The organism is Achromobacter sp. LC458 (genome assembly GCF_001005835.2).
GTDB classification, from domain to species: Bacteria; Pseudomonadota; Gammaproteobacteria; order Burkholderiales; family Burkholderiaceae_B; genus Achromobacter; species Achromobacter spanius_B.
Genome location: NZ_LBHW02000066.1, coordinates 1 through 20,828 on the forward strand (window position 1 = coordinate 1; position 20,828 = coordinate 20,828).

The 20,828-nt window shown below is 63.6% G+C and carries 16 protein-coding genes; 6 read left to right on the top strand and 10 right to left on the bottom strand.

Annotation, left to right across the window (positions count from 1 at the left end; all coding sequences use genetic code 11):
- Positions 1 to 223: 223 nt before the first annotated feature.
- Positions 224 to 1,705, top strand: coding sequence for a ribonuclease G (gene rng / locus YH64_RS28750; RefSeq protein WP_143215595.1), 1,482 nt, complete (start codon positions 224 to 226; stop codon positions 1,703 to 1,705).
- Between the two features lie 196 nt (positions 1,706 to 1,901).
- Positions 1,902 to 2,603, top strand: a complete 702-nt coding sequence (locus tag YH64_RS28755) for a DUF3053 domain-containing protein (protein ID WP_046807765.1) — start codon at positions 1,902 to 1,904, stop codon at positions 2,601 to 2,603.
- Between the two features lie 11 nt (positions 2,604 to 2,614).
- Here the strand turns inward: YH64_RS28755 and YH64_RS28760 are convergent, their stop codons facing one another.
- The 3 genes from YH64_RS28760 to msbA form a co-directional block, all read right to left on the bottom strand.
- The gene (locus YH64_RS28760) at positions 2,615 to 4,081 is read right to left on the bottom strand and encodes a diguanylate cyclase (RefSeq protein ID WP_046807764.1); all 1,467 of its coding nucleotides are present in this window, start codon (positions 4,079 to 4,081) and stop codon (positions 2,615 to 2,617) included.
- A 493-nt stretch (positions 4,082 to 4,574) separates the two neighbouring features.
- Entirely contained in the window at positions 4,575 to 6,383 is a 1,809-nt protein-coding gene (locus YH64_RS28770; RefSeq protein WP_046807763.1) for a monovalent cation:proton antiporter-2 (CPA2) family protein, read from the bottom strand.
- A 224-nt stretch (positions 6,384 to 6,607) separates the two neighbouring features.
- The gene (gene msbA, locus YH64_RS28775; protein WP_046807762.1) at positions 6,608 to 8,383 is read right to left on the bottom strand and encodes a lipid A export permease/ATP-binding protein MsbA; all 1,776 of its coding nucleotides are present in this window, start codon (positions 8,381 to 8,383) and stop codon (positions 6,608 to 6,610) included.
- Between the two features lie 107 nt (positions 8,384 to 8,490).
- Here msbA and YH64_RS28780 point away from each other — a divergent pair, with 107 nt between their 5' ends.
- The 3 genes from YH64_RS28780 to YH64_RS28790 are packed head-to-tail and all read left to right on the top strand — an operon-like array spanning position 8,491 to position 10,521.
- Positions 8,491 to 9,462 (top strand): glycosyltransferase family 9 protein, encoded by a 972-nt coding sequence (locus YH64_RS28780; protein WP_046807761.1) that lies wholly within the window; start codon positions 8,491 to 8,493, stop codon positions 9,460 to 9,462.
- Between the two features lie 16 nt (positions 9,463 to 9,478).
- The gene (locus YH64_RS28785; RefSeq protein WP_046807760.1) at positions 9,479 to 10,243 is read left to right on the top strand and encodes a YdcF family protein; all 765 of its coding nucleotides are present in this window, start codon (positions 9,479 to 9,481) and stop codon (positions 10,241 to 10,243) included.
- On the top strand, positions 10,240 to 10,521 hold the full coding sequence (locus tag YH64_RS28790) for a YkgJ family cysteine cluster protein (RefSeq protein ID WP_082134691.1): 282 nt from the start codon (positions 10,240 to 10,242) through the stop codon (positions 10,519 to 10,521). Before YH64_RS28785 ends, YH64_RS28790 begins: the two co-directional genes overlap by 4 nt.
- Before the next feature lie 77 nt (positions 10,522 to 10,598).
- Here the strand turns inward: YH64_RS28790 and YH64_RS28795 are convergent, their stop codons facing one another.
- From YH64_RS28795 to dnaE, 7 genes are read right to left on the bottom strand one after another with little or no spacing between them, the layout of a single operon-like run.
- On the bottom strand, positions 10,599 to 11,753 hold the full coding sequence (locus tag YH64_RS28795) for a glycosyltransferase family 4 protein (protein ID WP_046807758.1): 1,155 nt from the start codon (positions 11,751 to 11,753) through the stop codon (positions 10,599 to 10,601).
- On the bottom strand, positions 11,728 to 12,453 hold the full coding sequence (locus tag YH64_RS28800) for a polysaccharide deacetylase family protein (RefSeq protein ID WP_143215596.1): 726 nt from the start codon (positions 12,451 to 12,453) through the stop codon (positions 11,728 to 11,730). The genes YH64_RS28795 and YH64_RS28800 overlap by 26 nt, the downstream gene beginning before the upstream one ends.
- 9 nt (positions 12,454 to 12,462) lie before the next feature.
- Complete coding sequence (locus tag YH64_RS28805; protein WP_046807756.1) at positions 12,463 to 13,587, bottom strand: glycosyltransferase family 4 protein; 1,125 nt, start codon at positions 13,585 to 13,587, stop codon at positions 12,463 to 12,465.
- Entirely contained in the window at positions 13,584 to 14,336 is a 753-nt protein-coding gene (locus YH64_RS28810; protein WP_046807755.1) for a glycosyltransferase family 2 protein, read from the bottom strand. Before YH64_RS28810 ends, YH64_RS28805 begins: the two co-directional genes overlap by 4 nt.
- Entirely contained in the window at positions 14,333 to 15,181 is an 849-nt protein-coding gene (locus tag YH64_RS28815; RefSeq protein WP_046807754.1) for a polysaccharide deacetylase family protein, read from the bottom strand. The genes YH64_RS28810 and YH64_RS28815 overlap by 4 nt, the downstream gene beginning before the upstream one ends.
- Positions 15,178 to 16,278, bottom strand: a complete 1,101-nt coding sequence (locus YH64_RS28820; protein WP_046807753.1) for a glycosyltransferase family 4 protein — start codon at positions 16,276 to 16,278, stop codon at positions 15,178 to 15,180. The genes YH64_RS28815 and YH64_RS28820 overlap by 4 nt, the downstream gene beginning before the upstream one ends.
- Positions 16,278 to 19,769, bottom strand: coding sequence for a DNA polymerase III subunit alpha (gene dnaE, locus YH64_RS28825; protein ID WP_104143301.1), 3,492 nt, complete (start codon positions 19,767 to 19,769; stop codon positions 16,278 to 16,280). The genes YH64_RS28820 and dnaE overlap by 1 nt, the downstream gene beginning before the upstream one ends.
- Positions 19,770 to 19,930: 161 nt before the next feature.
- On the opposite strand from dnaE, the gene lpxO reads away from it, so the two are divergent.
- A partial coding sequence (lpxO, locus tag YH64_RS28830; protein WP_046807751.1) for a lipid A hydroxylase LpxO occupies positions 19,931 to 20,828 on the top strand: 898 nt, incomplete at its 3' end.

The window sequence follows — 20,828 nt, forward strand, 5'->3', positions numbered from 1 at the left end:
GGTTCAAAAATCTCTGAACTGCGAAGGAGCGAGACTATAGCACAGGTTTTTGGGCGGGCCGCCCGGGCAGGCAAGAAAGTTGTGTAAATCTAAATACGCATGAAGTGGGCATCGCAACCGGTGATGCCGCCCTCTATATAGATAGTTGGCGCCCGGGCTTGCCTAGGCGTAGGGTACGTTTACTATTCGCTGTACGCCGCACCTACTTGGAGACGAGCACGCTATGCCCCCCGCCATCGCCCAGCGCGAAGATATTCTGATCAATGTGACCCCGTTTGAAACCCGCGTTGCGCTGGTGGAACAAGGGTCAGTGCAGGAGCTGCATGTGGAACGCAGCATCCAGCGTGGCCATGTCGGCAATATCTACCTGGGGCGTGTGGTTCGTGTGTTGCCGGGCATGCAAAGCGCGTTTATCGATATTGGCCTGGAGCGCGCCGCCTTTATTCATATTGCCGACCTACGTGAGAACCGCGGCGAACGTAGCCAGGGTTTGACGCCCACGCCTATCGAAAAGCTGCTCTTCGAGGGACAGACCATCATGGTTCAGGTGGTCAAGGACCCGCTGGGGACCAAGGGCGCGCGTCTGTCGACCCAGATCAGCATGGCGGGACGGATGCTGGTTTATCTGCCCCATGATCCCCATATCGGGATTTCGCAGAAGATCGACGCCGAATCCGAGCGCATTCAGCTGCGTGAGCGGCTGCAGGCGCTGATGCCGGCGGATGAGAAAGGCGGCTTTATCGTGCGGACGCAGGCCGAAGGCGCTAATAATGAAGAACTAACCGCCGACCTGGAATATTTGCGCAAGCTCTGGAGCAGCGTCCAGGCTGCCGCTCGAACCCAGCCCGCCCCCGCGCTTTTGCATCAAGACCTGACGCTGGCACAACGCGTATTGCGAGACATGGTGGGGCCGACGATTGGCGCCATTCTGGTGGATTCGCGCACGACCAGCGCCGCGATGCTGGAATGGGCCCGGGTCTACACCCCGTCTGTCGTCGACCGCATTCAACATTACAGCGGCGACCGCCCCTTGTTCGATACCGCCAACGTCGACGACGAGATCGCGCGGGCGCTGTCTCGCAGGGTGGATCTGAAATCGGGCGGGTATTTGATCATCGACCAGACCGAAGCATTGACGACGGTGGACGTGAATACCGGCGGGTTCGTCGGCGGCCGCAACTTTGACGACACCATATTCAAGACCAACCTGGAGGCGGCCCAGGCAATCGCGCGCCAACTGCGGCTGCGTAACCTGGGCGGCATTGTCATCCTGGACTTCATCGACATGGAAGAGCAGGAACACCGCGACACGGTGCTGGCCGAACTCAAAAAAGCCTTGTCGCGCGACCGCACGCGCATGACGGTTAATGGCTTTACGCAACTGGGGCTGGTGGAAATGACGCGAAAGCGCACGCGGGATTCGCTGGCGCATCAGCTTTGCGAGCCCTGCCCCATGTGCGAATCGCGCGGCAATGTCCGCACGCCGCGTACCGTCTGCTACGAGATTCTGCGTGAAATCCTGCGCGAGGCCCGGCAGTTCAATCCCAAGGAGTTTCGGATCTTGGCGTCGCAGGACGTCGTGGATTTATTTTTGGAAGAAGAAAGCCAGCATTTGGCCATGCTCGGCGATTTCGTCGGCAAACGGGTATCCCTGGAAGTCGAGAGCACTTATACGCAGGAAAAATACGACATCATTCTCGTCTGACCTCGCCTGACACGCGCGTATAGCAAAAACCCATCTGACTTTCACATCAATCTTCGCAAATTATGTGACGTAACGATTCGATTGAAATGAAGTTTGAAACGGATGGCGGCGAGTAGCTTCAGCCGATAAGCTCGCGGGCGCTTTGACAGGGTTTACCCTGCCAAGCGCCCTTTTTCATGCTTTCGGAGGTTATTCAATGAAGTCCCTATTCCGTCCGTTCTTGCTGCTGGTTGCGGCGCTGCCGCTGGTGCTGGCCGCTTGCGGCGACAAGGAGCCCGAGCAGCGTGCCGCGTTCATTCAGTACCTGCAAACTCGCATCGTGGACAAGCCCGGCGTGCGCGTGCCCAAGCTGACGGATGAGGAACAGAAGTCGTTCGGCGACTACGCTGCCCATTACGCCGTGATCACCGATTTCAACGCCGGCATGGACGCGTCCGTAAAGCCGTTGTCGGGAATCATCCAAAAAGGCGCCCTGCGTTCGTTGAACGATATCGTGACGCGCCGCGAAGATATGAAAGCCGCGCAACAGTCCTTGAGCGATATGGGCGTTGCACTGAAAGATCAGCAGACCAAGGCGGACGCGGCGCACGCGCAACTTAAACAGCCGGCGGACTTGAAGACGGTTTACGACAAGGCCTATGAAAAGACCGTGAGCCTGCCCGCCGACACGTTCCGCGACGTGCTGCCGCAATTGAATGCCACCTTCGACAGCGGCTTGAAAATCGCCGACTACGTCGAGGCGCACAAAGCGCAGATCGAGATCTCCGGTCCGATCGTCAAGGTGAACGACCCGGCGGTGCAAACCGAGTTGAACCAGCTGCTGCAAAACCTGAATGAACAGGCCAAGAACCTGCAACAGGCGCATACCCGCATGCAGGCGTTGATGCTGGGCCGATAAGTCAGGGACCATCAAGCCGAGGCGATTCGATTGCGCCCGGCTTTTTTTGCGCGATACACGGCGGCGTCGGCGGCCTCAAGCAACATCGATGCCGGTTTTGCATCGGTAGGTCTGGCAGTTGCCACACCGATGCTGACCGTGACGATGCCGCCCACATTGTCTTCATGCGGAATACCAAAATCCGCAATCGCTCCCCGTATGGATTCGGCAATGGCCGTCGCGTCGCCGCGATCGGTATCGGGCAGCAGCAGCACGAACTCCTCGCCACCATAGCGGGCCGCCAGGTCGCGAGGCCGCCGGGCTTTACTCTCGAGCGCCCGCGCCAGCCGTTTCAACAGCTCGTCGCCCTCTTGATGGCCGTAGCGATCGTTGTAGCGCTTGAAGTGATCCGCATCCAGAAAAAGCAGTGAGATCGGCGTGCCATTGCGGCGGGCCGATGCCCACTCGCGCTCAAGCGTTTCGTCAAACGTGCGTCGGTTGGCGATGCCGGTCAGGCCATCCGTCTGTGCGCGCTCTCGCAATTGCTGTTCGAATGCCTGACGCCACCGCATTTCACGACGGAACAACACAATCTGCGCCATCACCGAGAAAAACAGTGCCAGCGTAACGGGCACGATCAACGCCGCGCGCCGTTCCCAACGCGCCAGGATGTCGTCCACGGATAGCGCCACGTCGATCACCAGCGGCGTCTTGTCGATGGTGTCGAAGGTGTAAAGACGGTTCACGCCATCAGGCGCCCAGTCGCCCACGAAAGTGCTTTCACGCCGGATCAGGAATTGCTGGAACGCCAGCAGCCCGTCCCCGCTACCCGCAACATTCGCAACGGAATAAGGATTGCGCACCAGCACCACGCCGTCGTTGCGGAATATCGTGATGGCGTCGTTGTGGCCGATGGATAGCTCTGCGAATCGATCGCGGAAATACGCCATTCGCAACGAACCGGCAACGACTCCGGCGAAACTGCCATCCGCATTCACCAGGCGACGGCTGATTGCGATGCTTTCATCGCCCTGCCGCAGGCGGCTGATATAAGGGCGGCTGACGTACAAGCCCACATCGTGCGCATCGCGGTGCACGCGAAAGTAGTCGCGGTCGGCAAAATTCAACGGCGGGGGATTAATCGAGGTGGAGTCATAACGGATGTTTCCGTCGCGATCCAGCACCACGATGGCGCCCAGGTATTCGGCGGTGGACGACCGGTCAAACAGAAAGCGCTGTAGCGTAGGACGGCTGACGTCCCTGATACCGGGCTCGCCCAGCCGTTCTACGACGCCTTGCAGGGATAAATCGTAGATTTGAAGCGTGCGGCCAATATCAGCGGCAAGCACCCCGGTGATGTTACGTGCCGACTTGTGCGCGGTAGCCCAGGTGGCCTGACGGTCGATCCACAGCAACGCCACTGCCGCCATGCAGATGCCGATGGCCACCAGTCCGGCCAACGCGTACAAGGCGCGGTGCACAAAACTGCGAGACTTCAAACCGGCGCTCCTTGGCGATGCGTGCGGGTGTCGTGGCTGACGTCCTTGTGATATTCAGCAGGATAATGCCGCCGCCTGGCGCGGCGCGCAAGGCGGCAAACCCGAGCAACGCTCCGGGCGCCGTACGCCCGGCCTTAGCCGTCAAGAAACCGCCGCCGCGCCGATTCGGAACGGAAACGCGCCCGCGCCCCGGACCCGGTCCGTCTCGCGGTGTGCGCTGATCGCCCACGCAGGCGCAGCGCTGCCCCCTGGCGTGAGCAGCTGACGCATCGCGTCAGCCGAAAATCCGCATTGCAACGCCAAAGCCTGGCGTCGGGCAAGCTCAACCCCTACAGCGTGCGGTGTCAAAAAACCCCGGTCCGAATGCAGCATGGCAGCCCCCTGGCAAATGCTCTTCGTAAGTGAAGAGTCAGTGCTGATAAATCTACCGCAGCCGGGCACCGCCGCGCGTGAAATGAACCGAAAAGTTGTGCAACGATGGCGATATACAGCGTTACGCCAGGGGATTGGTAGCCGCCTCGGCGGCTTCTCGGTCCGGCTTGTCGTTTCGCCCGTCGGCAGGCCCGGTCATATTGCCGTACAGCAACGACCGGCCCGCGAACAGGCCGCCCGCCACTTCCAGGTCGAAGCGTTCGGTATCGCGCCGGCGCACGTCCTGCACCACCTCGGCCGCCTCGTCCGCCGGCACCCCGATGGCGCGCAATGCGGCTTCGCCGAATACCAGCGCCGATTCCAGCGTTTCGCGCACCTGGTAGTCGACCCCTTCCTTGGCCAAGGCCAGGGAATGAATGCGGTCATACGCCCGGACCACCACGCGCACCAAGGGGAATTCGGACTTGATCAGCTTGACCATGTGATTCACGGCCTGCGGGTTGTCGATACAAATCAGGATCGCGCAGGCGTTTTCAGCGCCAGCCGTACGCAACATGTCGATGCGGGTACCGTCGCCGTAGTACACCTTCACGCCCCACTTCGCTGCCGCGCGGATGGCGTCGGTGTCCGTATCCAGAATCGACACTTTCAGGTCGCGCGCCAGCATCGCCTGGGTGACGATCTGGCCGAACCGGCCAAAACCCACGATCAGCGCGCAGCCGTCCAGATCTTGCGCAACATCCACTCCGTCCATGGAAGGAACCGGCGCGGGCAGCAGCCACCGCAACGACAGCACACATAATGGGGTCAGAGCCATGGAAATAATGACGACTGCGGTCAGCACCGCACCGGTATGCGCGTCGAAAATGCCGGCAGCCGCAGCCGCCCCATAAAGCACGAACGCGAATTCGCCACCCTGCGCCAGCAACGCCGCCCGCGTCACCGCCTCTGCGTGCGAGGCGCGCAGCAAGCGGGCCACCACGTAGACGCCCAGCGATTTCACGACCATGAACGCGACGACAGCCGCCAGGATCAGCGGCCATTCGCGCACCACGGCCGACAGGTCCAGCGACATGCCGACGCCTAGAAAGAAGAGGCCCAGCAATATGCCCCGGAACGGTTCGACTTCGGCCTCCAGCTGATGTCGAAACGTGGATTCGGACAACAGAACCCCGGCAAGGAACGCGCCCATCGCCATCGACAAGCCGCCAAGTTCCATCAGCAAGGCGGCGCCCAGCACGACGAGCAGGGCCGCGGCGGTCATGACTTCGCGGGCGTGGGCGGCGGCCAACAGCCGGAACAACGGGTTCAGCAACCAGCGCCCGGCCGCCAGCAGCGCCAGGATGCAACCCAGGGCTATCGCGGTCTGCGTCCAGGGGTTGCCGTGATCCGCTGTCGCGCCGCTGGGCGCCAGCAAAGCCACCAAGGCCAGCAGGGGCACGATGGCCAGGTCTTCCAGCAGCAAAATGGAGACGATGCGCTGGCCCTGCGCGCTGGTGCTTTCGTCGCGCTCGCCCAAAATCTGCATCACGATTGCCGTGGACGACAGCACGAACCCCATCGCGGCCATGAAGGCGGCCGCGCCCGACAGGCCCGCCAGCAAGCCCACCACCGTCAGCAGCCCGCCGCAGGCCAGGACCTGCGCCACGCCCAGCCCGAAGATTTCACCCCGCAGCTTCCACAGGCGCGAAGGCTGCATTTCCAGCCCGATGATGAACAGGAACATGACAACGCCCAGTTCCGCCACGTGCAGGATGGACTTGGGGTCGGAAAAGAAACCGATGCCGAAGGGACCGATTGCCAAGCCGGCCGCCAGGTAGCCCAACACGGAACCCAGCCCCAGGCGCTTGAAGATCGGTACGGCGACGACCGCCGCGCCCAGCAGGACGACGACGTTCACAAGTTGATTGCCTTCGATAGGCGAAGCCATAGGGCGCTCCTGGTTATACGATGGGCCCGCCATGCAAGGCAGGGCCCGGCCACAGCAGAGGGGCTTGCGCCATTTTCCGGCTATCCGTCGGATTGGCAATCAGAAACTACGGGGCTTGGGCGGTGGACGGGGCGGCGCCAAGAAGCGCCCGCGCCGTGCCCCGGGCGGCGCAAAAAAAGCCGCCGCGCTGGTTGCGCGGCGGCTCGGGCCGATAAGGGTCGCGTTCAGTCGTCGCGAAATTGCATCTTGTACAGCGACGCGTACAGGCCATTGGCGGCCAGCAGCTCGGCGTGGGGACCCTCTTCGACAATTTTTCCGGCATCCAGCACGATGATCCGGTCGGCGTTCTGAACCGTGGACAGCCGATGCGCGATGACCAGCGTGGTGCGGCCCTTCATCAGGCGTTCCAGCGAGGCCTGCACCTGGCGTTCGGATTCGTTGTCCAGCGCCGAGGTGGCTTCGTCCAGGATCAAAATGGGTGCGTTCTTGATCAGCGCACGCGCAATGGCCAGGCGTTGGCGCTGGCCTCCGGACAGGCGGGCGGCATTCTCGCCGACCTGCGTGTTGATGCCCTGCGGCAGCCCTTCCACGAATTCCAGCAGGTTGGCGGCCGCCAGGGCGTCGCGCACTTTTTGCTCGCTGGACTTGCCCAGCGCGCCGTAACCGACGTTGGCCGCGATGGTGTCGTCAAACAGCACGACATCCTGGCTGACCAGCGACAGATGCGAACGCAGGCTGCGCAGCGTCAGCTCGTTGATGGGGGTGTCATCCACCAAAATCGACCCGGAGTCGGCCAGCACAAAGCGCGGCAGCATGTTGACCAGCGTGGTCTTGCCGCTGCCCGAACGGCCCACCAGCGCGACCGTCTGGCCCGGTTCCACCACGAAGGAAATGTCGTGGACCGTATCGCGGTCGGCATCGGGAAAGCGATGTTTGACATGGCGAAATTCCACCTTGCCGCGCACCGGTTCGGGCAGTTCCTTGGTGCCGGTGTCGATCTCGGGCGTCTGGTCGATCAGCGTGAACACGCTTTCGGCGGACACCAGCATTTTTTGCATGCGGGCGGCCACGTTGGTCAGGCGCTTGATGGGGTCGAAGATCTGCGCCAGCGCCGCCATGAACGACGCAAAACTGCCCACCGTCAGCGAGCCGCTGTTGGCCTGGCTGAGCGCCACGGCAATGACCGCGCCCACCGAAATCGAAATGCAGACCTGGGTCAGGGGCGTCAGCGCGGCGTCCGCCGTGGCGGTGCGCATGGCAAATCGGCGCAGGCGGCGGCTGACGAAATCGAAGCGACCGCGTTCGACTTCATAGCCATCGAACAGCTTGATGACGCGCTGGCCGTCGATGCCTTCACCGACCACCCGGGTCAGTTCGGCGTTCATGTTGACCGTATCGCGGTTGATGCGGCGCAGGCGCTTGATGAAAAAGCGCGAGATCAGCACCGACACCGGCAACATGATCAGGATGATCAGCGTCAGCACCCACGACATGTACAGCAGGACGCAGATCAGCGCGATGACCACCAGCGTTTCGCGCACCAGCACCGTGATGACATCGGTGGCATAGCCGGTGACGTTGCCCGCGTCGATGGTGAAGCGGTTCAGCAGGCGCCCGGTGTCGCCGCGCTTGAAGTCGGCGTCGGGCAGGCCCAGCAGGCGCTCGAACATGTCGCGGCGCATGCCCAGCAGCACGTTGTTGGCCACCCAGGCCAGCAGGTAGTCGCTGAAGAAGTTGCAGATGCCGCGCAGCAGGATCAGGCCCACCACCGCCAACGGCAGTGCCCAGACATAATAGGGTTTGTTGCCGGAAAAGCCGCCGTCCAGCAAGGGCTTCATAATGACGGCCAGAACCGGTTGGGTCGCGGCCGCGCCCGCCATCAGCAGGACGGCCAGCAACAAGCCCTTCCAGTAGGAACCCACCCGGCTGTAGATCCGGCTCCAGAGTTCAGCCTTGACGGGGGTGGAGTCCGCGGGTGTGTTGCGTGCGGGAGAATTCAAAGGGAACACTCGCTTTTATACAATTGTGCCCAGGATTGTACTGGCTACGCGCCGCCGCGCTGAGCCGCCCTACCCCTAATAAGACTAATTTGCCTTCCCACCCATCCATGTCCGATATCAGCTGTTTATACGTGCGCCTGCCCAATTGGGTGGGCGACGTCTGCATGAGCCTGCCCAGCTTGCGCGCATTGCAGGCCAGTGGCCTGCCCCTGGTGATCTGCGCGCGGCCATGGGCCCGCGACCTGCTCGATGGCGTGCCGAAGAAGGATTTTGTTCCCATGCGCGGCAAGGTCGGCCCGGACCGGGCCGCCGTCAGCGCCCACCGCCGCTCGCTGGGCGCCATGGGCCGCCGCGCGCGGGGCCTGCTGCTGCCCGATTCGCTATCCAGCGCCCTGGTGTTCCGGCTGGCCGGCCTGCCGTGCGCCGGCTACCGCGACGATGGCCGCAGCTTTCTGCTGCGTTGGCCGGTGAACAAGCCGGATGAATCTTTGCACGCGGTGCAATCCTGGCACCACCTGACCCGCCAGGCCTTGTCGCTGTGGGGCCTGCCCAGCGGCCCGGCGCAGCCCGGCCCCACGCTGGACCTGCCGCTGACCCCGTCGCACCAGCAGGCCGCCGACCAGGCCATGCAGGCTGCGGGGCTGAGCGCGCAGCGTTTTGTCCTGATTGCTCCCACTGCCACCGGCCTGCACAAGGGCAAGATCAAGGTCTGGCCGGGATTCGATACACTGACGCGCGCCTTACAGGCGCAAGGCCATACCGTGGTAATGTGCCCCCCTCCGGCCGAAACGGACGAGGCACGGCGCAACGCCCCAACGGCGCAATTGCTGCCCGCCTTGCCGCTGGGCGCGTTCGCCGCGTTGACGGCGCGCGCGGCGCTGGTGATCTGCAACGACTCCGGGGTCTCCCACGTTGCCGCCGCCGCGTCCGCCCGGGAACTTGCGCTGTTTGGCGTGACCCGGCCGGGCCGAACCGGTCCGTGGTCGCCTCGGGCGGTATGCGTCGGGTCGGAGCATGCATGGCCGACCGTCGACGAAGTAGAACAGCAGGCGATGTCCCTGCTGGGCGGGACGATGTAATCAGGATTGTTTTGACATGACCTTTTCCAGCTACCTTACGAATCTGATCATTCCCTACAACTTGTGCGTGACGCTGGTCATCATCGGTCTGGCGCTGGGATGGTTCCGGCTGCGCAAGACCGGCGCGGCCATCATCGCCGCGGGCTTGCTGTGGGCGCTGGCCTGGTCCCTGCCCGCGACCTCGCTGTGGCTGGGCGGCGCGCTTGAAAACCGATATCCGCACTTGCCCCCCGCGGACTCCCCCACCGCCGACGCCATCGTCGTGCTGGGCGGCAATACCGCAAATGGCCGCGCCAACTGGTTCCTGCCCTATGACAAAGACACCGCCGTCGTGCGCGTGGACACGGCCGCCCAGCTGTATCTGGCCGGACGCGCGCCCAAGGTCGTATTGTCCGGTGGCGCGCTGGAAGGCGACGTCAGCGAAGCGCGCGGCATGGCGCATGCCATCCGTCAGCAAGGGGTACCGGAATCGGCGTTGATCCTGGAAAACAGCAGCCGCACCACCTACGAAAATGCGGCCTTGACCGAAGACGCGCTGAAATCGCGCGGCATCGCCAAGGTGCTGCTGGTGACGTCCGCGCTGCACATGCCGCGCGCCATGGCGGCGTTTTCCAAGCAAGGCGTGGAAGCCATCGCCGCGCCCGCGCCGCCGCAAATCGTAGCCCCGGCCGACGGTTCGCTGTCGCCGTGGCTGCCCGACCAGCGCACTTTCGACGCCAGCCGTTCCATCATCAAGGAATACGCCGGCCTGTTCGTCTATTGGCTGCGCGGATGGGTATGAGCCTGACGGCTTCCAACCTGGATTGCCGGGCGGGCTGCGGCGCATGCTGCATCGCCCCGTCTATCAATCGGCCGATTCCCGGCATGCCCCAGGGCAAGCCGGCCGGCGTGCCCTGTATTCAGTTGCTGCCGGACATGCGCTGCGCGATTTTCGGCCAGCCATCCCGCCCCGATTTCTGTGGTGGGCTGCAACCCCAGCAAGAGATGTGCGGCCCGGACCGCGAGCACGCGGTGCGATGGCTGGCGGACCTGGAACGCGCCACCGCGCCCGGCCATTGACCGTCAACGGCCGGCGGTCAGTCGCCCGCCGTCAATCGCCGGCCGTCAATCGCAAACTATCGAACGCCGCGCCTGCTTCAAGCCTGTTGCCGCGCTTCAAGCACCTTTTCATATAGCGCCTCGTAGCGCGCAGCCACGGTTTCCCAGCTTTGGTCACGCGCGATCGCCAGGCCGCGCTCGGTCAACGCCGCCCGCAGATCCGGTTCCGAACCCAGCCGTTCCAGCGCCTGTGCAAGCTGTGCGCCGTCGCGCGGGTCTTGCAGGATCAGCGCGTCTTTACCCGCGGACAGGTATTGCGCAAACCCGCAGTAAGCCGGCGAGCTCACCACCACGGGCAAACCGTGCGACATGGCTTCCAACGGCGCCATGCCGTAGCTGTCGTTCAGGGTGGGATGCGCATAGATATCCGCCGCGCTGAAATACTGGGCCACTTCTGGCGTGGGGTCGATCAACGTTACGCGGTGGGCAATGCCGCCCGCTGCGCGCACGCGGTCGCGGGTCGCGTCATCGGCGCCCACCACCAGCAGCTTGTATTGCGCCGGCAGCTGCGCCAGCGCGTCCAGCAGCGCCGGCAGGCCCTTGCGTAGCGGGTTTCTTGCCACCAGCAGGCAGCCGATGGTGTCGGCATCCCAGCCCAGACGGGCGCGGGTCGCTTCACGGCCAAGCGCCAGATCAGGCGATGGCAGCTTGACGCCCGGCGCGATGATCTCCACCTTCACCTGTGGGCCATAACTGCGGTGCAGCTGGTCCATGATCAGCCCGGACACGGCCACCACATGACGCGTGGGCGACTGGCGCACGCGCAGCTTCTCCAGCAGCAGATAGGTGGCCAGGCGCGGGCTGAGCCACGCGCGGAACCCCTGCACCGGGTTGACTCGCGCCACGCGGTTATAACGCACCGGCGTCACGTGCATGACCTGGATTTCGCCTGCCCAGCCGTTCATGTGTGAATGCACGATGTCGAACCGGCCGCGCGTCAGCCGATCGGCGCGCAGGGCAAAATACAGCACCCGCATCCAACTGGGCAGCCACCCGGGAAACCGCACGGGCAGAAACTCGAACGGCAGATCGCTGTCGAAATCGCGCGCAACGACGGACACGTCGTGACGCTCGCCCAGCACCCGCATCAGCTCCACGCCGTAAGCCTCGGCGCCACCGAAGCGGTTACCGAAACGGTCCACCAGCAGCGCGATGCGAAGCCGCCGCTCAACGGCGCCGGCGGGTGTCTTCATACCGGGTCAGGCACTTCTGCAGGAAACGGATGATGTTGGTGGAACGCGCCACCGTCACACGCGGCAAGCCGAAGGGATCATCCGAGGCCGCGGCCAGGCCGCGTTGGGTCAGCGTGGCGTTGTCGTAGCCGGCCTCGCGCGCCATGGCGCGATGCTCGGGGCCGTGGTCGCCATAGGGGTAGCAAAACGCGGTGACCGGCGCGCCCAGCGCTTGTTCCAGTTCATCCTTGGATTCCACGATCTGGCGGCGCGCCTCGTCGGGCGCAAGCTCGGGCAGATGCACATGGTCCAGCGTGTGCGAGCCCACTTCGTTGCCGGCCTGCGCCCATTCGCGCATTTCGTTCACGGTCATCAGGGCCGAAAAAGGAATGCCTTTTTGCAAGTCCCAGACGTTGCCGCCGTCGAATTGGCGCGCAACAAAATAGTTGGTGGCGGTAAAGCCCAGCTCGCTCAAGATCGGCATCGCGTTGTGATGCACGTTGCGGTAGCCGTCGTCGAAGGTAATGCCGAATACCTTGCCTTGCCGTTCACCGCGCACATAGGGCATCACGTCGCGCATCGACAAGCCGCGATAACCCAGCCGACGCATCCAGCGCATCTGGCGGGCGAAGCTGTCGGGGTGCACCGTGAGCCCACGAAACGGCGTGCCCTTGGGATTGGGCTCGCCGATCTGGTGGTACATGAGAATGGGAATAGACATAGGACCGGATTATAGAGCCCGACGTCCATCCAGCGTACGCTGGTAGACGTCCACTGTGGCCGCCGCGAAACGTTGCAGATTGAAGTCGCGCAAGCTGGTTTCGCGCGCCCGCGCGCCCATCTCGCGCACCGTGTCCGGATGGTCCAGCATGAAACGCAGTTTGGCTGTGATGGCGGGCACGTCCCGCACCGGCACGATCCAGCCGTCGACGCCGTCATTCACGTTTTCCGGCAGGCCGCCGGCATCGCTCACCAGCGCGGGCAGGCCCAGCGCCATGATCTCGCGGCAGGCGAAAGACAGGGCTTCGCGATACGACAAGACAAAGCCGGCGTGGCAAGACGCCAGCGACGCGCGCACGTCGTCCAGCAGGCCCGGAAAGCGCACTTGATCGATCATGCCCAGCTCGCGCACCCGAGCCAGCTTGGCTTCGTTGGGCGGGTCGCCCGCCACCATCAGCAGCACGCGCGCTTTGTCTTCGGGCGGCAACGCGGCCACGGCGGCCACCAGGTCCAGCCAGCCCTTATCGTAGTCAGTGCCGCCGGCGCTACCCAGCAGCAGCTTGCCCTGCCAGTCTTCCCCGAAGATCAGCGCACGCAGCTTGTCCAGGCTTTCGGGCGGTGGCGGCGCGAAGAAGTCAGTGTCAACGCCGTGGCGTATCGTGGTGATGGGGCGCTTGCTGTAGGGCGAGCGCTGCATCAGTCCATGCACGTAATCGCTGACGGCGATGCCGTGGTCCGTGGCCAGCGCCACGCGCAACTTGTGGCCAAAGCTGGAAAGCGGGTGGTCATTGTGCTTGGTAAACACGATGCGAGGCCGGCGTGCCATGCCCAGCGTCGCCAGCATGACCTGCTTGTGATCGGCCGAACCGTTGGCGTGAATGATGTCGAAACGCCCGGTCTTGATCAGGCGGCGCAACTTTGCGCGGTCCTTGAACCAGGACGAGGGGCGCGTCGTGTACAGCATGTCCACCACCGTCACGCCGGGAATCGCGCGGGCGTAGCGATACAGCCGGCTGGTGGGCGGCGCCGCCACGGTGATGTCGTGGTCGCGCGCCAACGCCTTTGCCAGATTGATGATGTAGGTGACGTGCCCCCCGCCGTTGTTCGCGTGGAAGTTCGTGTACAGGATCTTCACTTTTGCTTCTCGGCCAGGAACATCAGCTTGGAATAGCGAAAGAAGCTGCCCGCCGCAGCCGTCACCGCCAGCACCAGGCCGTGCCGGCCATCCAGGAAACCGCGCCGGATCAGGTAGATGCGCACGAACGTCCAGAAGCCGTGGCCCAGCGCGCCGAACACCGACGTGCGGCGCCCCTTGGCGTACATCATGGCGGCGGCATCCGACGAATAGCGATTGACCTTGTTGATCAGCGCGTCCAGGTTGTCGTAGGGATAGTGGTTGAAATAGCCCTGCAATTTCAAGGGTTGGCCATTGGCCGGCACCACCCGTTCGTGCACGGCGGCATCGGTGAAGCGCGCCGTGCCGCGTTTGAACAGGCGCAGCACGTAATCCGGCCACCAGCCGCTATGTCGAATGTCCTTGCCGCAAAAATTGGACAGACGGGCAATCTCGTACGCATCGGCGCGCGGGTTGGCCAGCACGTCCTGAATCTCGCGGGCCAGTTCGGGCGTCACGCGTTCATCGGCGTCAATCGACAAGACCCAGTCACCCGTGGCCAGGTCCAGCGCGCGGTTTTTCTGCGGGCCGAAGCCGGGCCAATCAGCCGTGACTTCGACGCGCGCGCCCAGCGCCTGCGCCAGCTCGACGGTGCCGTCGGTGCTGCCCGAGTCAACCACGATGAATTCGTCGGCAAAGGACACGGACTTCAGGCAGGCGGCGATGTTGGCCGCTTCGTTCTTGGTGATGATGATGACTGATAGCTTCATCCGCGATTCCTAAGACGCTTTTTCCAGGCCTTCCAGGCGTGGTAACGCGGGCCCCAAAAAGGGTCGCGCGACAACCAGATGCGCCGGTTTAGCCAGCTTCCGCCCTGATTGCGCACGGCGAAGCGATAGATGTGTTCGGGGTCCGCGCCGGGCGTGTTCTGCCCGAAAGGGTCGGTGGTGTACAGGTGCGCAAAACCCGCCTGGCGCGCGGCGGCGACGTAGTCGGCGTCAAAGTAGCCTTGCGGCCAGCACAAGTGGCTGCTGACCGAGCCCAGACGCTGCACCAGCGTCTGGCGGGAATCGTGCAGCTCGCGGGCGATGTGCTCGCGCTTGGCGTCCACATCGTTGCCGCAGACCTTGTCCCAGCGCGTGTGCGTATGCGTGTGCGAATGGAACTCGAACGTGCCCGCCGCTTGCATCGCTTCGATTTCGCTCCAGCGCAGCATGGCGTCGTCCGTCCGCCCGGCCGCCACCCATTGCTTGCAGGTGTCGTGGTCGGGCGTGGCCGGCAGCACGCCGCCCTGGCCGGCATGCGCGCGCACAGGGCCGTCGCCGATCCAACCCGTGATGGTGAACAGCACGGCGCGCATGCCGTGGCGCGCCAGAACCGGATGCGCGTGTACCCAGTTGTTCAGATAGCCGTCGTCGAAGGTGATCAGCACCGAGCGCTCAGGCGCCGGCTGCCCCGCCAGGTAGGCGGCAAACTGCGCGGCCGTCAGCGATTGATAACCCGCGCGCGCCAGGCGCGACACCTGCGCTTCAAACACGTCGGGCGTCGCCGCGATCATGCCGCCCGCGGGGGTGACATGGTGGTACATCAGCACGGGGACGTTGGGCGCGTTCATGCGGCGCGTTCCGCCAACCATTTCAGGTAGACGGCTTCGGTGGTTTCGGCCAGGCGCACGGGCGAAAACACGGCTTCTTCCCAGACCATCTTGCGGCCGGCGTCGCCCATCTGGCGGCGCAGGGCCGGGTCATCGATCAGGCGCTGCAAGGCGTCGACCAGGGCTTGCGGGTTCTTGGGCGGGACCAGGATGCCGGTTTCGCCATTGCGGAACATTTCGGATACGCCGCCTACATCGGTGCCCACCACCGGCAGGCCGCTGGCCTGGGCTTCGACGTAGACGGTGCCCGAGGCCTCTTGCTGCGTAGCCAGCGCGAACACGTCGAACCCGGCCAGCAGATTGGGCACGTCGCGCCGCATGCCCATCAGGTGGATGCGGTGTTGCAAGCCCAGCTTGGCGACGTATTCCTGCGTTTGCTCAAACACCGGCGAGCCGCCCCCCACAAACACCAGGTGCAGCTTGGGCCGGCTTTGCATCAGCGGCGCCATCGCGTCGATGAGGTCCTTGTGGCCCTTGGTGGCGCGCATGACCGCCACGCAGCCCACGATCACGTCGTCATCGGACAAGCCCAGTTCGTCACGCAACGTGGACCGTTCGACAGGGGCCGGCAGCACGATGGGCGAATAGACGGTGGCGATCTTGTTGGCGGGCACGCCGCGCTGAATCAGGTATTTGCGCACGTGGTCGCTCACGGTCGTCACGCGATGCGGCAGCCACGTGTAGGACCACATCGAACCGACCTTGTTCGACAGGTGCCGCGTGCGCACGATCAGCGGCGTACCGACCAGCCGGCCGGCCATTGCCGCAATGACGGTATCGCGCCGGCTGTGCGTATTGAGCACGTCGAACCGCCCCTCGCGCAGGATACGGCGCACGGCCGCCACGCCCTTGAAGTAATTCACCGGCCCGTCCATATCGACTTTATGCACGGTAAAACCGGCATCCGTCAGACGTTCGACCAGCATTGCCCGCGATTGGACGATGGCTTCAACATGGTGACCACGCGCGCGCATGGCCGTCATTTCCTTGAAGATTCGCCCTTCCTGGCCACCGAAACTGGTAGCCGCTTCCGAATGCACGATACGCAGGCTTCGCATCAATAGGTCACCTCAACTCCATCGGGTTTGGTCCAGGCGTTCAGGTTTTCAAGTAGCGTGTCGGCCATGCGGACGCGCCATTCTTCGCCCAGCCGCACTGTGCATAGAAAATTGTTCTTGGTATAGACGATATCGACGGGCACGCCCGGGATACCGTTTTCCGGTTCGGCGCGGAACGGGTTCAGCATCTGGCGCAAACGCGCCGCGTCCGCCGTGCCGTTCAGCTTGACCCGCAGCGATTTGGCGCGTGCTTCGCGGGCCAGTTGCAAGTCGTACAGTTGTTCGGCAACGATGCGCATGCCGCCTGAGTAATCGTCGTTGCTGACCTTGCCTTGCACGATGACCAGTTGATCTTCGCGCAAGCGGTTGCGATGCTTTTCGTAGAGCTCGTTGAACACCGAGATCTCGACCTGCGCGGTGCCGTCATCCAGCACGGCAAACACCATCTTGCCTCGCCGCGTCATCATGACCCGCACACTGGCCAGCACGCCGCACATCCATTGCAGGTCGCGCTGCGGCTCCACCCGCGCCAGTTGCATCGGCACGATGCGGCGCACTTCGTCGCGCCAGGCGTCGAACAAGTGGCCGCTGTAGTAGTAGCCCAGCGCGGATTTTTCTTCCGTCAGCTTCTTGTGCAGGTCCCACGGCGCGACCTTGGCCAGTTCGCCCGCGACCACGTCGCTGCTGTCGTCGCCGAACAGCGATGCCTGGTTGGCGCTGCGGGCGGCCTGTTCGGCCGCTTCCATCGCCGTAGGCACCGAGGCCAGCATCGCCGCGCGGTTCGGTTCGATGGTGTCGAACGCGCCGGCCTTGATCAGCGCTTCGATGGTGCGGCGGTTGACGGCCTGCTTGCCCACACGGCGGCAGAAATCGAACAGGTTCAGGAACGGGCCGCCTTCCTTGCGCGCGCGCAGGATGTCTTCGACCGCGCCCTGCCCCGTGCCCTTGACGGCGCCCAGGCCGTAGCGCATGGTGCGCGGCGGCTTGCCTTTTTCGGTGTACTTGTCCTTGACGGGTTCGAAGCGGTAGCCCGAAAAATTGACATCGGGCGGCAGCACTTCAACGCCGTTGTCCTGGGCGTCGCGGCAGAAAATCTGGACCTTGTCCGTGTCGTCCATATCGGATGACATGGTGGCGGCCAAAAACTCCGTCGGGTGATAAGCCTTGAGCCACGCGGTCTGGTACGAGATCAGCGCATAGGCTGCCGAGTGCGACTTGTTAAAGCCGTATCCCGCAAACTTTTCCATCAGGTCGAACAGCTTGACGGCCAGGTCCGGGTCGTGGCCCTTTTCCTTGGCGCCTTGCTCGAACAATTCGCGGTGCTTGGCCATTTCCTCGGGCTTTTTCTTGCCCATGGCGCGGCGCAGCAGGTCGGCGCCGCCCAGCGAATAGCCGCCGATGATCTGCGAGATCAGCATCACCTGTTCTTGGTAGACGATGACCCCGTAGGTGCTTTTCAGCGTGCCTTCCAGATCGTTGTGGAAGTAGTCCACCGCGGCACGGCCGTGCTTGCGGTTGACGAAGTCGTCAACCATGCCCGATTCCAGCGGCCCCGGACGATACAGCGCCAGCATGGCGATGATGTCTTCGAACGTGTTCGGCCGCAGCTTCTTCAGCAGCTCTTTCATGCCGCGCGATTCCAGCTGGAACACGGCGGTGGTGTTGGCGTCGCACAGGATCTTGTAGGCGGCCGGGTCGTCCAGTTCCAGCGCCATGACGTCGAAGTCGCGCTTGTCCTCGTTGAACTGGCGCACGTAGCGCACGGCCCAATCCAGGATGGTCAGGTTGCGCAGGCCCAGAAAGTCGAACTTGACCAGGCCGGCGGCTTCGACGTCGTCTTTGTCGAACTGCGAGACGGCGCTGTTTTCCTGCCCCGGCTGGCAATACAGCGGGCAGAAATCCGTGAGCTTGCCCGGCGCGATCAACACGCCGCCCGCGTGCATGCCGATGTTGCGGGTCAGGCCTTCCAGCGGCTTGGCCAGATCGACCAGCGCGCGCACTTCCTCTTCCTGTTCGTAGCGGTCCTTGAAGGCCGGTTCGTCCTTCAGGGTGCGTTCCAGGGACCACGGATCCATCGGGTTGAACGGGATCAGTTTGGACAGCCCGTCGCAGAACATATAGGGCATGTCCAGCACGCGGCCGGCGTCGCGCACCACGGCCTTGGCGCCCAGCGTACCGAACGTGGCGATCTGGCTGACGGCGGCGCGGCCGTATTTTTCCTTGACGTAGTCAATGACGCGTTCGCGGTTGTCCTGGCAGAAGTCGATATCGAAGTCGGGCATGGAGACCCGCTCGGGATTCAGGAAGCGCTCGAACAGCAAGTCATAGCGAATGGGGTCCAGGTCGGTGATGCCCAGCGCGTAGGCCACCAGCGAACCCGCGCCCGAGCCCCGGCCGGGTCCGACGGGCACGCCGTTGTTCTTGCCCCAGTTGATGAAGTCTTGAACGATCAGGAAGTAGCCCGGAAAGCCCATCTGGATGATGGTCTTGCATTCCCAGCGCAGGCGCTCGTAGTACTGCTCGCGCTTGGCTTCGCGTTCGGCTTCGTCGGGAAACAGGAACGCCATGCGCTTTTCCAGGCCCTCTTCCGACAACTGGACCAGGTAGTCGTCCAGCGTCACGCCGTCGGGCGTGGGGAAGTTGGGCAGGCGCGGCTTGCCCAGCACCAGGCTCAGGTTGCAGCGCTTGGCGATTTCAACCGTGTTGGCCAGCGCCGAGGGCACGTCGGCAAAGCGCCGCGCCATTTCTTCCGAACTGAGCAAATATTGCTCTTTGGTGAACCGGCGCACGCGGCGCGGGTTGGCCAGGATTTCGCCTTCGGCGATGCAGACGCGGGCCTCGTGCGCCTGGAATTCATATTCGTCCAGGAATTGCACCGGGTGGGTGGCCACCACGGGCAGCCCGGCTTCGCCCGCCAGGCGCATGGCGGCCTGCGTGTAGGCTTCGTCGCCGTCCATGCCCGCGCGCTGCAATTCAATGTAGTAGCTGCCCGGAAACAGGTGCGCCCACTGGCGCGCCAGCGCCAGCGCCGACACGGCGTTGCCGGCGTCCAGCGCCTGGCCCACGTCGCCCATGCGGCCGCCCGACAGCGCGATCAGGCCCTGCTGGCCTTGCAGCCATTCGCGGCGGATTTCGGCACGCCCCTTGCCCTGGTTCGTCAGAAACGCCTTGGACAGCAGCTCGCAAAGATTCAGGTAACCCTGATGGTTGCGCACCAGCAACAACAGCCGGAATGGCTTGCCCGGGTCATCGTCGTTGCTTAACCAGACGTCACAGCCGGCGATGGGTTTGACCCCCGCGCCGCGCGCGCCTTTATAGAACTTGATCAGGCCAAAAAGGTTGGACAGATCGGTCAGCGCCACGGCGGGCTGGCCCAGCTTGGCCACGCGCTTGATCAGGTCGGGGATGCGCACAATACCGTCCACCACCGAGAACTCGGAGTGGACGCGCAGGTGCACAAAAGGGGTCGGGTTTGTTACGGCTTCGGACATAGCGGGAATTGTACCCAGGGATCACGGTCCAAGCCCTTGCGTCCGGAATTTTGAGCGTGGCGCCGCATGGAAACTGAAGGGACCCGTCAGGCGAACCTCAGGAAGCTTGTGTAACAATACGAGGTCGATCTGACCTATCTGCCGCAGGACGACGTTCAAGTATGAAATGGTTAATCCCCGGGATCTGGCTCGCCGCCATCCTGTTCGCCCACTTCCGAGGCCGAGTCAAACTGCCGCTGGGCCGGCAGCTGCTTGACCACTCGGTGCTGCTCGCCCCCGTCAATGCCTTCATGGTGCTGGCCTCGCGCGTGCCTCCCACCCCGTACCTCACGACCAGCGAAATTGCCGAGCTGAAGGTGCTGGACGACAACTGGGAGACGATACGCGACGAAGCCGTGCAAATGGCGGAAATGCAGCGCATCCGGGCCGCAGACGCCCATAACGACATCGGCTTCAATTCTTTCTTCAAATACGGCTGGAAGCGGTTCTACCTGAAGTGGTATGACGCCCGCCACCCGTCCGCCGAAGAGCTCTGCCCCAAAACCGTTGCCATCCTGAAAACGCTGCCCAAGGTCAAGGCCGCCATGTTCGCCGAGCTGCCCCCGGGCGGCCAGTTGAACCCGCATCGCGATCCGTTCGCCGGCTCGCTGCGCTATCACCTGGGCCTGGTCACCCCAAACGATGACCGCTGCCACATCATCGTCGACGGCGAATCCTATAGCTGGCGCGACGGCGAAAGCGTCGTGTTCGACGAAACCTACGTGCACGAAGCCTACAACCACTCGGAACAAAACCGCATCATTCTGTTCTGCGACGTCGAACGGCCGCTGAAATGGCGCTGGGCCGAAGCGTTCAACCGCTGGTTCGGGCGCGTGGTGATGTCGGCGGCCAGCTCGCCCAACGACGGCGGCGACCAAACCGGCGCCATCAACCGGCTGACGCATGCGCACTGGGTCATCGACCAAAAGCGCAAGGCGTTCAAGAACTGGAACCGCACGGTCTACAAGGCCACCAAGTACGGCTTGATTGCGCTGGTGATCGTGGGCTTTATCGCCCTGT